The organism is Algibacter ulvanivorans (genome assembly GCF_048381495.1).
In the GTDB taxonomy this organism is placed as follows: Bacteria; Bacteroidota; Bacteroidia; order Flavobacteriales; family Flavobacteriaceae; genus Algibacter_B; species Algibacter_B ulvanivorans.
The window spans coordinates 586,751-601,992 of the sequence record NZ_JBLWGD010000001.1 but is presented as its reverse complement, the minus strand read 5'-3'; the positions used below and the strand labels follow the sequence as shown (position 1 = coordinate 601,992).

Below are 15,242 nucleotides of genomic sequence, written 5' to 3'. Positions count from 1 at the left end.
ATTTAATTAAATTAATTGTTTAAGTGCAATTTCGAATGCGGTAGCACTAATTTCCGTTTTTGATTTATTATTAATATGTACTTTCTCTAAAGCTTCTTTTATTCTATTTGATGTATCATTAAAAATGGCTTCATCTGTCATTTGCACTTTACGTTCCATAAAATACGCAAATACTCTTGCCATACCGCAATTTGAAATAAAGTCGGGTATTAAACTCACTTTATGGTCTGTATGCTCCATTATTGGGCCAAAGAAAATTTCTTTATCTGCAAAAGGCACATTGGCTCCGCAAGAAATAACTTCTAGTCCGCTATCAATCATTTCATCTATTTGATGTATTGTTATAAGACGTGATGCTGCACAAGGCGCAAAAATTTCTGTTTTTAAAGACCATATTTTTTTATTTATCTCTTCAAAAGGAATTAAATTATCTGCGATTAAAGTATTCCCTGTTTTTGCTAGAAATAAATTTGTAATTTCTTCAAATGTAAATCCATCTTCATTAATTAGCCCGCCTGCTATATCAATAATTCCTACTATTTTTGCTCCCATTTGAGACAAATAAAACGCCGCGGCAGCTCCTACATTTCCAAACCCTTGCACTACTGCTCTTTTACCCTTAACAGAGCCTCCGTAAATGTTATAATATTGTTTTACAGCTTCGGCAACACCAAAACCTGTAATCATATCGGCAACGGTATATTTTTTAGCTACGCTTGGTGAGTAATCTGAATTTTCGATAACCTTTATTACGCCTTGGCGTAACTGACCAATTCTATTTATTTTATCGGCTTCGGTAGGTTTAAAGTGCCCATTAAAAACGCCTTCTTGCGGATGCCAAACACCACTTTCTTCGGTAATTGGAATTACTTCATGAATCTCATCAACATTTAAATCGCCCCCTGTACCGTAATAACTTTTTAACAATGGAGAAACAGCAGCATACCATCGCTCTAAAACGCCTTTTTTTCTTGGATCGCTAGGATCAAAATTAATTCCAGATTTAGCGCCACCAATAGCAGGGCCAGAAACCGTAAATTTAATTTCCATGGTTTTTGCTAACGATAAAACTTCGTTCATATCAAGTCCTTTTCGCATTCTTGTTCCGCCGCCTGCAGCACCTCCGCGTAACGAATTTATTACTACCCAACCTTCTGCTTCGGTTTCAGAGTCTTTCCAATTAAATATTATTTCTGGTGATTTATTTTCGTATTTTTTTAATAATTCTTTCATTTTATATTTTTTTTGATTCATTTATATAGCATTATGCAGTCTGTCTGGAGGTAAGTCTAAGCGTAGCTATAATTGAGTCATTTTAAAAAAATTTAATTATTAAAGTAACAAATATAAAAAACTAAAAAACCTTTAGGATTAATTTTTTGTGAATTTTAAGGAAGAAATATTTTACCCGAGCTATGATTTTTAATAGCACCGGTAACACTTTTTAAACAATTTACCTCATTTCTAAGTTTTTGCACTCCTAAAAACCCAAAAATTAGCGCTTCTTTAAACTCTATTAAATCTTTTTCTGGAATTATAATTTCTGCATTTATTAGAGATTTTATCTTAGAAATAAGATACAAATTATATGCGCCACCACCTGTAACTAAAACTTTTGAGTCTTTTTTTATCACACTTGCTATTTGTTTTGCTATATGGTTTGAAAATGTTTTAAGTACATCCTTTTCTTGCAGCTTAAAAGAATCTATAAGCGGAAAAACATTTTTATTTACCCATTCTAACCCTAACGATTTTGGAGGGCTTTCTTTATAATAGCCAAGATTATTTAAACCTTCAAATAAATACTGTATGCTATTTCCAGATGCAGCAATTTGCCCCGCATCATCATAATTAAACCCCAAGTATTTTGCATATTTATTAAGTACAATATTAACAGGACAAATATCGTACGCTATACGTTCGCCTTCAACATCCATCGATATGTTAGCAAAGCCTCCTAAGTTCAAACAAAAATCGAATTCTGAAAACAACAACTTATCGCCTATAGGGACTAACGGAGCGCCTTGCCCACCTAATTCAACATCCTGAACTCTAAAATCGCACACAACTGTTTGCTGTAAAATTTTGGCTAGTAACGGCATATTACCTATCTGATAGGTTATATTTTTTTCTGGCTCATGCAATGCCGTATGGCCATGAGAGCAAACAGCATCAATATTTGTAATATTATGCGTTTTTATAAATTGCTTAATAACTTCGCTTAAATATTTAGTATAATTAACATCTATTATTTTTAACTGCTCCATAGAGCTATCAACCAAACCCTTAAGTGTTTTATACCAACTAGAAGAATAACTAACTGTTTGGGTATACAAAATTTTAAAACGCCACTTCTCTTCAAGATAAAACTTGGCATATACTAAATCTATCCCATCTAAAGATGTTCCAGACATTACTCCAATAACACTATATTCATTTTTAATCATAGATAGTAAAAGTAATCATCTTAATATAAATATTTAAAAAGAATCTAAAAATTGAAGTTCATTCTTATTTTTTAAGAATTCACAATTAAAAGCTATATTTGTACACATTTTTTACTAAAAACAACAATTTAATTACGAAATATGGATTTTAGTCTTTCAGAAGAACACATTATGATTCGCGATGCTGCTCGCGATTTTGCCAGAACAGAATTACTACCTGGAGTTATAGAACGCGATAACAAACAAGAATTCCCACAAGAACTTGTTAAAAAAATGGGCAATTTAGGTTTTTTAGGCATTATGGTAGACCCTAAATATGGTGGTAGCGGCATGGATGCCATTTCTTATGTGCTAATCATGGAAGAGTTATCTAAAATTGATGCTTCGGCTTCTGTTATGGTATCTGTAAACAACTCGTTAGTTTGCTATGGTCTAGAAGCATACGGAACAGAAGAGCAAAAACAAAAATACCTAACCAAACTAGCCACAGGAGAATCTATCGGAGCCTTTTGCTTAAGCGAACCCGAAGCAGGAAGCGACGCCACATCGCAAAGAACAACAGCTATAGACAAAGGCGACCATTACATAATTAATGGCACAAAAAACTGGATAACAAATGGCGGCCGTGCCGACGTTTATTTGGTTATTGCCCAAACAGACAGAGATAAAGGCTCTCATGGCATTAACGCTTTTATAGTAGAAAAAGGCACGCCAGGTTTTGATATTGGTCCAAAAGAAGACAAATTAGGAATTCGCGGTAGCGACACACACACCTTACAATTTAACGATGTAAAAGTACCCAAAGAAAACAGGATTGGAGCCAACGGTTCTGGGTTTCGTTTTGCCATGAAAACACTTTCTGGCGGCCGAATTGGTATTGCTGCTCAAGCTTTAGGTATTGCATCGGGCGCTTACGAACTTGCACTTAAATACTCGAAAGAACGTAAAGCCTTTGGCACCGAAATTTGCAACCACCAAGCTATAGCCTTTAAACTAGCAGATATGTATACAGATATAGAAGCCGCTAGAATGTTAGTAATGAAAGCCGCTTGGGATAAAGACCAAGGTAATAACTACGATAAATCTAGTGCCATGGCAAAACTATACGCATCAAAAGTAGCTATGGAACATACCGTTGAAGCCGTACAAATACATGGTGGTAATGGTTTTGTAAAAGAATACCATGTAGAGCGTTTAATGCGCGATGCAAAAATTACGCAGATATACGAAGGCACCTCAGAAATTCAAAAAATAGTAATTTCTAGAAGCCTTATTAAAGAATAATAAATTAGTTTTCTCCATAAACTATATCTACTTATAAAAAATCGCCATATAATATCTACATATTATTTGGCGATTTTTGTTAAGTTACGTTAAAGCAACCGACTTAAAAAAAATAGATTTCTATCTTTAAACAAAAAATAATTTATGAGCAAAACATACTACGACCCAGCAGACCTAAGAAAATTTGGTAAAATAACAGAATGGAATGAAGAATTAGGCAATAAATTTTTCGATTATTACGGCAAAGTTTTCGAAGAAGGCGCTTTAACCGCTCGCGAAAAATCGTTAATAGCCCTAGCCGTTGCACATACCGAACAATGCCCATACTGTATAGATGCCTACACAAAAGACGGCTTACAACGCGGCGTAACCAAAGAAGAAATGATGGAAGCCATACACGTAGGCGCAGCCATAAAAAGTGGCGCAACCTTAGTACACGGCGTACAAATGATGAACAAAGTAAACAAACTAGACGGGTAATAATTTGGGCGTTACCACAAGGGTCGGGCTTTCACTACTCGCTCCCTCCTACGTCGGGGAGCTCAAACACACCGTTCAATCCCTAACGCAGCACCAAAACTACAATTAAAGTTTACAATTAATTAAGCAGCAACAAATAATTAATGGCAACAAAATCACTACACAAACGCGAAAGCGATTTAGCAAACAGCAACAAACAGTTAGAAATACTATCTAACGGTATTTTTCAAAACGGAGAATTGCCCACCTTTAAAAACAAAATTGCACAAACCAACCAATTCCCCCTTAAAGCAAAAAAGCTTGAAATCCTTCAAATTAATGTTGGTTACATGTGCAATCAAGTTTGCGATCATTGCCATGTCGATGCGGGTCCAGACCGTCAAGAAATCATGACACGCCAAACCATGCAACAATGCTTAGATGTTATAAAAAACACAGAAGCACACACATTAGATTTAACCGGCGGCGCCCCAGAAATGAATCCAAACTTCCGTTGGTTTGTTGAAGAAGCTGCAAAAGCAGGCATAAAAGATTTTATAGTACGCTCCAACCTTACCATTATTAGAGCCAACAAAAAATATTACGATTTGCCAGAATTTTTTAAAAAACACAATGTACATGTAGTAAGCTCAATGCCACACTGGACACGTGGCAAAACAGATAAACAACGTGGCAATGGTGTTTTCGATGCATCAATTAAAGCCCTGCAAGAATTAAATGCAGTAGGTTACGGTATGCCAAACAGCAGCTTAAAACTAGATTTAGTATACAATCCCTCTGGCGCCTTTTTACCAGGCAACCAAGCTGCTATGGAAAAAGATTTTAAAAAAGCACTACTAGAAGATTTTAACATCCAGTTTCATAATCTATTTGCCATTACTAACCTACCAATATCAAGATTTTTAGACTATTTAATAGCCTCAGAAAATTACGAAGACTATATGTATGCCTTAGTAGAAGCCTATAACCCAGAGGCAGTAAAAAACGTTATGTGTACCAACACCCTATCCGTAAGTTGGGATGGCTATTTATTCGATTGCGATTTTAACCAAATGCTACAACTACCTGTAAACAGCAAATCTAAACACATTTCAGAATACAACAAAAACCTATTAGAAGGCAGAAACATTGTAATCTCTCAACATTGTTACGGTTGTACAGCGGGTGCTGGTAGCAGTTGTCAAGGAAGCGTCGCTTAAAAACACAACATGAAAACATTATTTTTATTCATATTTGTAGGACTCTCATTTTTAGGGTACTCCCAAAAAAAGCTTTCTAAACTACTCGAACAACACAATAATAAAAGCATTCCCTACATTACAGTTAAAACGCTTCAAAACGAAAAAAACAATGTTATTTTACTAGACTCTAGAGAGGCAAAAGAATTTAATACAAGCCATTTAAAAAACGCCATTCATGTAGGCTACAACTCGTTTAATATAAAATCTGTACAATCCCAATTACCAAATAAAAAAGCAAAAATAGTAGTGTATTGCTCGTTAGGCATTCGTTCCGAAGATATTGCAGAAAAACTAAAAAAAGCAGGCTACACCAATATTTACAATTTATATGGAGGTATTTTTGAATGGAAAAATAATAATTTTGAAATTATAAACTCGCAAGAAAAAATAACAGACTCTGTCCATACATTTTCAAAAGCATGGAGCAAATGGTTAAAAAAAGGCATAAAAGTATATGAGTAAAACATTAGTTATCGTTTTTGTTAAAAACATAAAACTAGGAAAAGTAAAAACCAGACTAGCAAAAACCATTGGCAACCAAGGTGCATTTCATGTATATAGCGAACTTGTAAAGGTTACCGAGAAAGCCACACAAACGCTTACAGCAGACAAACACATATACTTCTCTGATGCTATTGTAAACACCAAATGGAAAAACGACTTTAAAACAGTACAAGATGGTAAAGATTTAGGCGAACGCATGAAAAATGCATTTCATAACGGTTTTAAAGCCGGTTACAATCGTATAGTTTTAATAGGCTCCGATTTACCAGACATTACAACTACGCATATAAACAAAGGCCTAGAAGCTTTAAAACAAAACGACATTGTTTTTGGTCCAGCAGAAGATGGTGGCTATTACTTAATTGGTTTATCTAAAATGCACCATTTTGTATTTAACAACAAACCCTGGAGCCAGACATATTTATTAAAAGAAACATTAAAAGAAGTAAAAGAAAACAACATTACTTTTACTACCTTAGATACTTTAAACGATATTGATACTTACGAAGATTTAATAGCTTCAAAATTTTATCAATCAAACACAGAATTACAAGAAAAAATTAAACAATTACATGATTAAATTTATAGAAGAAACCGTTGATTACTTAATAGGCAAAGGCTTCGAAAACCCAGAAATAGGCATTATTCTAGGCACAGGCTTAGGGCAACTTATTAACGATATAGACATTATAAAAGAGGTTAGTTATAATCATATTCCCAACTTTCCAACAGCAACAGTCGAGTTTCATAAAGGAAAACTCATTTATGGCACATTAGCTGGTAAAAAAGTAATAGTCATGCAAGGGCGTTTTCATTTATACGAAGGCTATACGTTACAAGACGTTACTTACCCAGTACGCATTATGGAAAAACTAGGTATAAAAACACTTTTAGTTTCTAATGCAGCAGGCGCTATAAACCTTAACTTTAAAAAAGGAGAATTAATGCTAATAGAAGACCATATTAATCTTCAAGGCAGCTCGCCATTAGCCTTTAAAGGTGTCGAGCAATTAGGCGAACGCTTTACAGATATGAGCGCACCTTACAATGCCAATATTAATTCAAAATTTAAAACTATTGCAAAAGCAAACAACATAAAACTGCACGAAGGTGTATATGCTAGTGTAGTTGGCCCACAACTAGAAACAAGAGCAGAATACCGCATGTTAAAAATTATTGGCGCCGATGCTGTAGGCATGAGTACGGTACCCGAAATTATTGTTGCCAATCATTTAAAATTAAAAGTCGCTGCCGTGTCAGTTTTAACAGATGAATGCGACCCAAATAACCTAGCTCCTGTTAACATAGCCGAAATAATTGCTATGGCAGGCAAAGCCGAACCTAATATGGTAACCTTATTTAAAGAATTAATTAAAACATTATAACCATTTAATAGCATGAGTACGTATTTAGAAACCACACACAATGTATATAAAGAAGCCGCATTAACACCAGATGTTGGTTTATGTTGTACCACAAACCCAATTTGGGAATTACCAGGTTTAAAAATTCCTAAAATCATGCAAGAAATGAATTATGGATGCGGCTCTACGGTACATGCTCGCGATTTAACCAACAACCCTAAAATGCTTTATGTTGGTGTTGGAGGCGGCATGGAGTTATTACAATTTGCTTATTTTAACAGAAATAAGGGAGGCGTTATTGGTATTGATGTTGTTGATGAAATGCTAGAAGCGTCTCGTAAAAACTTTATAGAAGCCGAAGCAGAAAACCCATGGTTTAAAAGCGAATTTGTCGATCTTAAAAAAGGAGATGCTATGCATTTACCTGTAGAAGACAATAGCATAGATGTTGCTGCTCAAAATTGCCTATTTAATATTTTTAAGGCTGACGATTTAAAAAAAGCTATAAGCGAAATGTATCGTGTTTTAAAACCTCATGGACGCTTAGTAATGAGCGACCCTACTTGCGAGCAACCCATGAACGATACATTACGTAACGACGAACGCTTACGAGCCTTATGCCTAAGTGGTAGTTTGCCTATTGCCCAATACGTTAAAGCACTAACCGATGCTGGTTTTGGCACTATTGAAATTCGTGCCCGTAAGCCATACCGTATTTTAGACCCTAAAAATTACCCAACAGACAAGTTAATTTACATAGAGTCTATCGAGGTGGCAGCCATTAAAGACCCTATGCCAGAAGATGGCCCTTGTATTTTTACAGGAAAAGCAGCTATTTATTATGGCAACGAAGATTATTTTGATGATAAAAAAGGACACGTTCTAGTAAAAAACCAACCGTTAGCCGTTTGCGATAAAACAGCTAATGCTTTAGCAGATTTAGGCAGAGACGATATTTTTATTAGCGAATCTACCTATCATTACGATGGTGGCGGGTGCTGTTAAAACCATAATTACCGTTTAATTATTATCACTTAAAATGTGAAAATAATTCATGGAAAAATATATAAACATTATAAAAAATTCCTATTATGGGTATTGGAATTATCTTAAAAACGAGATACTTTTCCAGAACCATTGGGACAACTATTTTTATGGCTTAATAGCTATATCGTTAGTTGTTTGGGGTTTAGAAATTCTATTTCCTTGGCGCAAAAATCAATCTATTTTCAGGAAAGATTTTTGGCTAGATACTTTTTACATGTTTTTTAATTTCTTTATTTTAAATCTGGTTATTTTAATAGCTTTGTCAAACACAGTTACCCAATTTTTTAATGATATTTTATCAAGCATAGGCCTATCCATCAAAAGTTTTCAGCTTTTTAATGTTAATGAATTACCTAAGTGGTTTGGGCTGTTTGTTTTCTTTATAGTATCAGATTTTGTGCAATGGAACACCCATAGACTTCTACATAGAATTCCTTGGCTGTGGAATTTTCACAAAGTACATCACTCGGTTAAACAAATGGGCTTTGCTGCACATTTACGCTACCATTGGATGGAACCTGTTGTTTACAAATCGCTACTATACATACCACTAGCCATTATTGGCAATTACAACGCTAAAGATGTTGCCATTGTTTACTTTTTTACTATAGCTATTGGCCATTTAAATCATGCCAATTTAGGCTGGGATTATGGCATTTTAAAGTACATTTTCAACAACCCAAAAATGCATATTTGGCATCATGCTAAAACACTTCCTAACCATGTTCGTTTTGGTGTTAATTACGGACTAACATTAAGTATTTGGGATTACTTATTTAAAACCAATTACATACCGCGTAGCGGAAAAAATATTGAATTAGGTTTTTCTGGTGATGAGTTATTCCCTGAAAATTTTATAAAACAAGAACTTTACCCCATGTTCTCGAAAAAAAGTAAGACCAAATAAAACGTTGCCATACAAAATGAGATACTCGTTATTACTATTTATTCTTCTTTTTATTTCATCTTGCTATAGTGCAAAGCCAGCATATATTAAACAAACAAAACAATCGCAAAGAGTTGTTACAACAAAAAAAGATACGATTAAAACAAAAGTATTAACAGAAAACCAAACAACTACAAAACAACCTGAACTCCACCAATTATGGGACGAACTTTTAAAGCAGCACGTAACAAAAAACGGTATTGTAAACTACAAATCATTTAAAACAGAACACAAAAAATTACTTGATTACATTTTTAGTTTAGGTGTTTTTTATAAAAAAAAGCATTTTAAAACCATTTCAAAAGAAAAAAAATTAGCCTTTTGGATAAATGCCTACAATGCTATGACGATAGACTTAATTTTAAAGCATTACCCCATACAAAGCATAAAAGACATAGAAAAACCTTGGGATAAAAAATTATGGAAAACCATAGGCATACCACATAATTTAAACGAAATTGAACATACAATTTTAAGAAAAATGGACGAACCTAGAATTCATTTCGCTATTGTTTGCGCATCATTTTCTTGTCCGAAACTACTAAATAAAGCATATAAAGCTGAAATTATAAATAATCAATTAACTTATGCTACCAAAAATTTTTTAAACGATACTAATAGAAACGAAATTTCTACCAACCGTATAAAACTTTCAAAAATATTTCAATGGTTTTCAAAAGATTTCAAACAAAATGGCAGCTTAATTAACTTCTTAAACCAATATGCGCCCGTTAAAATTTCAGCGAAAGCGAAAAAAAGTTTTAAAGATTATAATTGGGTGTTAAATGAATAAAATATCCATTATTATACCAACTTTAAACGAAGAAGCTTACATAGGCAAACTATTAGAACATGTACTTGCCAATGCTTCTTCTAAAAACATATTAGAAATTTTAGTTGTTGATGGCGGAAGCACAGACCAAACCAAAAACATAGCTAACCATTTTTTTAATTTTACCAATACCACAAAAATAAAAGCCTATAATTACATTAGCAATTCATTAAACTTAAGCACAAAAAACAAAGCACCTAAAATTTCAATACAGCTTTTAAATTCTAAAAAAGGACGCGCTAAACAAATGAATTTCGGCGCTAAACACGCAAAAGGTAATGTTTTATATTTTTTACATGCCGATTCTTTTCCGCCTAAAAATTTTGATGAATTAATTTTAACCGAGATTAAAAAAAATAACCTTGCTGGTTGTTTTAAAATGCAATTTAACAGTAAACATTGGTGGCTAAAACTTTCTGGATGGTTTACACAATTTAACTGGAGAGCCTGTCGTGGCGGAGACCAAAGCCAATTTATAACCAAATGGCTATTCGATAATATTGGCGGCTTTAACGAAAACTACATCGTTTATGAAGATAATATTTTAATAAACGAATTATATGCCAGAAAACAATTTGTTGTTATTAATAAAACTTTAAAAACTTCGGCTAGAATGTACCATAAACATGGCGTTTGGAAACTTCAATATGTGTATTGGTCTATTTATATAAAAAAATGGCTGGGCGCAAATGCAAACCAACTTTACAAATACTACCAAAATAAACTTAGCTAAAGTTTACTTATTCCTCCCTTTTTCATTAGGATATAAGTCTGGTAAATTATCACTTTGAAAAAACACTTTTGTATCTACATTAACAACCGATATTTTTCCTTTAAAAGCTGCGCCAGTATCAATATTCCAAACATTAGCAGCTTGCATTGGCACATCGCAATTAAAATTTGTTGTTGGCGTGTGCCCTATAAAAATCTCCTTATAATGCTTTAATCTATTAGGATAAATAAGGGCCTCTTTTTTAATACTTTTATCTAGAGTTAAAGCCATTTCCCACAGCGTTCTATCAAAATAAAAAGTAGTTTTAAAAACTTCTTTATCTACACCATGCATTGATGTAAAACCAGCATGAAGAAATAATCGGTTATTTTCATCTAAATAATACAATGGCATATTTTCAAACCATTGTAAATGTTGCTTTTTATCTTCTACTGAAACTCCTTGATAACTCTCCATCGTTTCTTTGCCTCCATGAATATACCAAGTTGGGTTTACCTCGCCACTTTTAAGCCATGTCTCGCACCAAGCATCATGATTACCTTTTACAAAAACACACTTTACCTTTTGCGAAAGTTCAATTAAAAACTGTATAACTTGAGCCGACTCACTCCAGCCATCAACGTAATCGCCTACAAAAATTAAAGTATCTTCGTCCTTTATCTCGGCCTTGTTTAAAACCTGGATTAAAGCTTTTAATCCGCCATGAATATCTCCTATTGCTAATACACGCATATTAATTTATTTTTAACAAAACTAATTGTTTCCTTTAAAAGTAAATTATACCAACATTAATTTTAGATTAAATATAAATGTTTGGCAGATTTCATGTATAGTATACCATTATATATAAAGACTTTAATTATATTTAGTCGAATTTATTTAGCCATCTAAACTATTATTACATTGAAAATTAAAAAAGTACTTGTTGCCAACAGAGGAGAAATTGCTATTAGAATTTTTAGAGCCTGCACAGAAATTAATGTAAAAACCATAGGTATTTACACCTATGAAGACCGCTACTCTTTACACAGATACAAATCGGACGAGTCATACCAAATTGGAGAAGACAACGACCCTTTAAAACCTTACTTAAATATTGATGAAATTATAAAAGTAGCCGTTAAAAACGGGGCAGATGCCATTCATCCTGGGTATGGGTTTTTATCTGAAAATGCTAATTTTGCTCAAGCCTGCGAGGACAATGGTATTATTTTTATAGGGCCTAAAGTATCTGTTTTAAAATCTTTAGGAGACAAAATTACAGCTAAACAAGTAGCCGTTAATAATAACATACCAATTATTAGAAGCAATGAAAACCCGTTAAAAGACATTAAAATTGCCATATCTGAAGCCAATAAAATTGGATATCCTATTATGCTAAAAGCTGCTTCTGGTGGTGGCGGACGCGGCATGCGTGTTATTAGAAAAGAAGAAGAACTAAAAAGTGCCTTTAACGAAAGTAAACGTGAAGCCTTAAATGCTTTTGGTGATGATACTGTTTTTTTAGAAAAATTTGTAGAAAACCCTAAACATATAGAAATACAAATAGTTGCAGACAGCCATGGCAATATGGTACACCTGTTTGAAAGAGATTGCTCGGTACAACGACGCTACCAAAAAGTAATTGAATTTGCTCCTTCCTACGGTTTAAAAGCCGAAACCAAACAAGATTTATATAACTATGCCATTAAAATATGCAAAGCGGTAAACTATAACAACATTGGAACCGTAGAGTTTTTAGTAGACGACGACAATTCTATTTATTTCATTGAAGTTAACCCAAGAGTACAAGTAGAACATACCGTTACAGAAGTTATTACAAATATAGATTTAATAAAAACACAAATATTTATTGCTGGCGGTTACAAACTTGCCGACGAGCAAATAAAAATACCTAGCCAAGAATCTGTAAAAATAAATGGTTATGCATTACAATGTCGTATTACTACCGAAGACCCTCAAAACGATTTTAAACCAGATTATGGCACCGTTTCGGCATACCGTAGCGCTTCTGGATTTGGTATTCGTTTAGATGCTGGAAGCATATACCAAGGTGCAAAAATATCGCCTTTTTTCGATTCTATGTTGGTAAAAGTTACTGCAAATAGCAGAACACTTGATGGTGCCAGCAGAAAAATACGACGAGCTTTAGCCGAATTTAGAATTAGAGGCGTAAAAACAAACATGCCTTTTCTAGATAATATTTTACAACACCCAACCTTTAGGCAAGGTAAAGTAACCGTAAACTTTATAAAATCTAACCCCGATTTATTTGTTTTTAAAGCACCAAGAAACAGAGCCACAAAGCTAATTACCTATTTAGGAGACACCATAGTAAACGGCAATCCAGATGTAAAAAAAATAGACCCTACAAAAACATTTGTAAAACCCAAAGTTCCAAAATTTGATGCAAATGCCAATTACCCAGAAGGCACAAAAGATTTACTAACAAAACTAGGCCCCGAAAAATTCTCGCAATGGTTATTAAATGAAAAAAAAGTTCATTTTACAGATACCACCATGCGCGATGCACACCAGAGTTTACTTGCTACAAGAATGCGTACTTACGATATGCTAAAAGTTGCCGAAGGCTATGCAAAAAACCATCCAGACATTTTTAGTATGGAAGTTTGGGGCGGTGCTACATTTGATGTTTGCCTGCGTTTCCTTCAAGAAAACCCTTGGGAAAGGCTAAAATTATTACGAAAAGCCATGCCTAACCTACTTTTGCAAATGCTTATTCGCGGCTCTAACGGTGTAGGTTACAAAGCTTATTCTGATAATTTAATAGGCGAATTTGTTGAAAAATCTTGGGAAAATGGCGTAGATGTTTTTAGAATTTTTGATTCTCTAAACTGGATGCAATCACTAGGACCATGCATAGAGCATGTTAGAACTCGAACAAACGGCTTAGCCGAAGGTTCTATTTGCTATACCAATGATATTTTAAATCCAGAAAACACCAAATACAACTTAAAATATTACATAAATCTTGCAAAAGAAATAGAAAATGCTGGCGCACACATTCTTGGCGTAAAAGATATGGCTGGGTTGCTAAAACCTTATGCCGCTTACGAGCTTATTTCGGCTTTAAAAACCGAGCTAAAAATTCCTATTCATTTGCACACGCACGATACCTCATCCATTCAGTCGGCCACTTACATAAAAGCTATTGAAGCTGGAGTTGATGTTATTGATGTTGCTCTTGGAGGATTATCTGGTTTAACCTCGCAACCTAACTTTAATTCGGTTGTTGAAATGATGAAATTTCAAGATAGAGCAAGCTCTATTAATATTAACTCTTTAAATGAATATTCTAACTATTGGGAGGCTGTTCGAGAATTTTACTACCCTTTTGAGTCTGGATTAAAATCTGGCTCTGGCGAAGTGTTTAAACATGAAATTCCTGGCGGACAATATTCTAACCTTAAACCACAAGCACGAGGTTTGGGCTTAGAAGATCGTTTTCATGAAATTACTAAAATGTATGGCGATGTAAACAACCTTTTTGGCAACATTGTTAAGGTAACACCAAGCTCTAAAGTTGTAGGCGACATGGCACAATATCTTGTAAGCAACAACTTAACTATTGAAGATGTTAAAGAACGTGGAGACAGCATATCTTTCCCACAATCTGTAGTCGACTTTTTTAAAGGCGATTTAGGGCAACCCGTAGGAGGTTTCCCTAAGGCTTTACAAAAACTTATTTTAAAAGACCAAACACCTTACACAGATAGGCCAAATGCTCATATTCCTCCTTTAGATATTGAAGCAGAATACAAAGCATTTAAAAAAATATTTGAACACGATTTAAGTAGAACTATAGATTTTACAGACTTTTTATCATACCAACTTTACCCAAAAGTATTTACAGATGCTTACAACAAGCATTTAAAATATGACAACCTCATGAACTTGCCAACAAAAAACTTCTTTTACGGCATGGAAATAGGTGAAGAAATTATTGTAGAATTAGACAAAGGAAAAACACTCCTTATCACCTTAGATTCTATAGGAAAAGCTAACGAAAATGGTATGGTAACTGTTTATTTTAAAGTAAACGGACAAGGTAGAAGTGTTGAAATTAAAGATACATCTATTAAAATTGACAAGGTAGAAAATGTAAAAATAGATAAAAGCGACACCAACCAAATTGGAGCACCATTACAGGGTATGTTATCTACAATTTTAGTAAAACGAGGCGAAAAAGTAGTAAAAAACCAACCCTTATTTATAATTGAAGCTATGAAGATGGAAACTACCATAACAGCAACGCACGATGCTACTGTTAAGAAAATTGTTTTAAAAACAGGGTTTATGGTAAACTCTGATGATTTGGTTATAGTTCTAGAATAAAAATGATT

Annotated in this window: 14 protein-coding genes; 11 read left to right on the top strand and 3 right to left on the bottom strand. The window is 33.9% G+C overall.

Features of this window, described 5'->3' with window-relative positions; translation table 11 throughout:
* Nucleotides 1–6: 6 nt before the first annotated feature.
* A complete protein-coding gene (locus ACNG5D_RS02785; RefSeq protein ID WP_418181973.1) occupies nt 7–1,233 on the bottom strand; it encodes a Glu/Leu/Phe/Val dehydrogenase dimerization domain-containing protein in 1,227 nt (408 codons plus the stop codon).
* Between the two features lie 155 nt (nt 1,234–1,388).
* Nucleotides 1,389–2,447: an anhydro-N-acetylmuramic acid kinase gene (locus ACNG5D_RS02780; RefSeq protein WP_418181972.1), complete on the bottom strand. Its 1,059-nt coding sequence runs from the start codon at nt 2,445–2,447 to the stop codon at nt 1,389–1,391.
* A gap of 141 nt (nt 2,448–2,588) precedes the next feature.
* Here ACNG5D_RS02780 and ACNG5D_RS02775 point away from each other — a divergent pair, with 141 nt between their 5' ends.
* The 10 genes from ACNG5D_RS02775 to ACNG5D_RS02730 all read left to right on the top strand — a co-directional run bounded on the left by ACNG5D_RS02775 (nt 2,589) and on the right by ACNG5D_RS02730 (nt 10,878).
* Nucleotides 2,589–3,731 carry an acyl-CoA dehydrogenase gene (locus ACNG5D_RS02775; protein WP_418181971.1) on the top strand — a complete coding sequence of 381 codons (1,143 nt, stop codon included), beginning with the start codon at nt 2,589–2,591 and terminating at the stop codon, nt 3,729–3,731.
* A 144-nt stretch (nt 3,732–3,875) separates the two neighbouring features.
* Nucleotides 3,876–4,211 carry an arsenosugar biosynthesis-associated peroxidase-like protein gene (locus ACNG5D_RS02770; protein ID WP_344789111.1) on the top strand — a complete coding sequence of 112 codons (336 nt, stop codon included), beginning with the start codon at nt 3,876–3,878 and terminating at the stop codon, nt 4,209–4,211.
* A gap of 143 nt (nt 4,212–4,354) precedes the next feature.
* Nucleotides 4,355–5,410: an arsenosugar biosynthesis radical SAM (seleno)protein ArsS gene (gene arsS, locus ACNG5D_RS02765; protein ID WP_418181970.1), complete on the top strand. Its 1,056-nt coding sequence runs from the start codon at nt 4,355–4,357 to the stop codon at nt 5,408–5,410.
* Between the two features lie 9 nt (nt 5,411–5,419).
* A complete protein-coding gene (locus tag ACNG5D_RS02760) occupies nt 5,420–5,914 on the top strand; it encodes a rhodanese-like domain-containing protein (RefSeq protein ID WP_418181969.1) in 495 nt (164 codons plus the stop codon).
* Nucleotides 5,907–6,536, top strand: coding sequence for a TIGR04282 family arsenosugar biosynthesis glycosyltransferase (locus ACNG5D_RS02755; protein ID WP_418181968.1), 630 nt, complete (start codon nt 5,907–5,909; stop codon nt 6,534–6,536). The genes ACNG5D_RS02760 and ACNG5D_RS02755 overlap by 8 nt, the downstream gene beginning before the upstream one ends.
* Entirely contained in the window at nt 6,529–7,341 is an 813-nt protein-coding gene (locus ACNG5D_RS02750) for a purine-nucleoside phosphorylase (RefSeq protein WP_418181967.1), read from the top strand. The genes ACNG5D_RS02755 and ACNG5D_RS02750 overlap by 8 nt, the downstream gene beginning before the upstream one ends.
* Before the next feature lie 12 nt (nt 7,342–7,353).
* Nucleotides 7,354–8,325 carry an arsenosugar biosynthesis arsenite methyltransferase ArsM gene (gene arsM, locus ACNG5D_RS02745; protein ID WP_418181966.1) on the top strand — a complete coding sequence of 324 codons (972 nt, stop codon included), beginning with the start codon at nt 7,354–7,356 and terminating at the stop codon, nt 8,323–8,325.
* A gap of 49 nt (nt 8,326–8,374) precedes the next feature.
* The gene (locus ACNG5D_RS02740) at nt 8,375–9,274 is read left to right on the top strand and encodes a sterol desaturase family protein (protein WP_418181965.1); all 900 of its coding nucleotides are present in this window, start codon (nt 8,375–8,377) and stop codon (nt 9,272–9,274) included.
* Nucleotides 9,275–9,290: 16 nt separating this feature from the next.
* Nucleotides 9,291–10,106: a DUF547 domain-containing protein gene (locus tag ACNG5D_RS02735; RefSeq protein ID WP_418181964.1), complete on the top strand. Its 816-nt coding sequence runs from the start codon at nt 9,291–9,293 to the stop codon at nt 10,104–10,106.
* Nucleotides 10,099–10,878 (top strand): TIGR04283 family arsenosugar biosynthesis glycosyltransferase, encoded by a 780-nt coding sequence (locus ACNG5D_RS02730; RefSeq protein WP_418181963.1) that lies wholly within the window; start codon nt 10,099–10,101, stop codon nt 10,876–10,878. The genes ACNG5D_RS02735 and ACNG5D_RS02730 overlap by 8 nt, the downstream gene beginning before the upstream one ends.
* A 3-nt stretch (nt 10,879–10,881) precedes the next feature.
* Here ACNG5D_RS02730 and ACNG5D_RS02725 read toward each other — a convergent pair whose 3' ends face one another.
* A complete protein-coding gene (locus ACNG5D_RS02725) occupies nt 10,882–11,610 on the bottom strand; it encodes a metallophosphoesterase family protein (RefSeq protein WP_418181962.1) in 729 nt (242 codons plus the stop codon).
* A 171-nt stretch (nt 11,611–11,781) separates the two neighbouring features.
* Between ACNG5D_RS02725 and ACNG5D_RS02720 the strand changes: the two genes are divergently transcribed.
* Nucleotides 11,782–15,234 carry a pyruvate carboxylase gene (locus ACNG5D_RS02720; protein ID WP_418181961.1) on the top strand — a complete coding sequence of 1,151 codons (3,453 nt, stop codon included), beginning with the start codon at nt 11,782–11,784 and terminating at the stop codon, nt 15,232–15,234.
* The last annotated feature ends 8 nt before the right edge of the window (nt 15,235–15,242 follow it).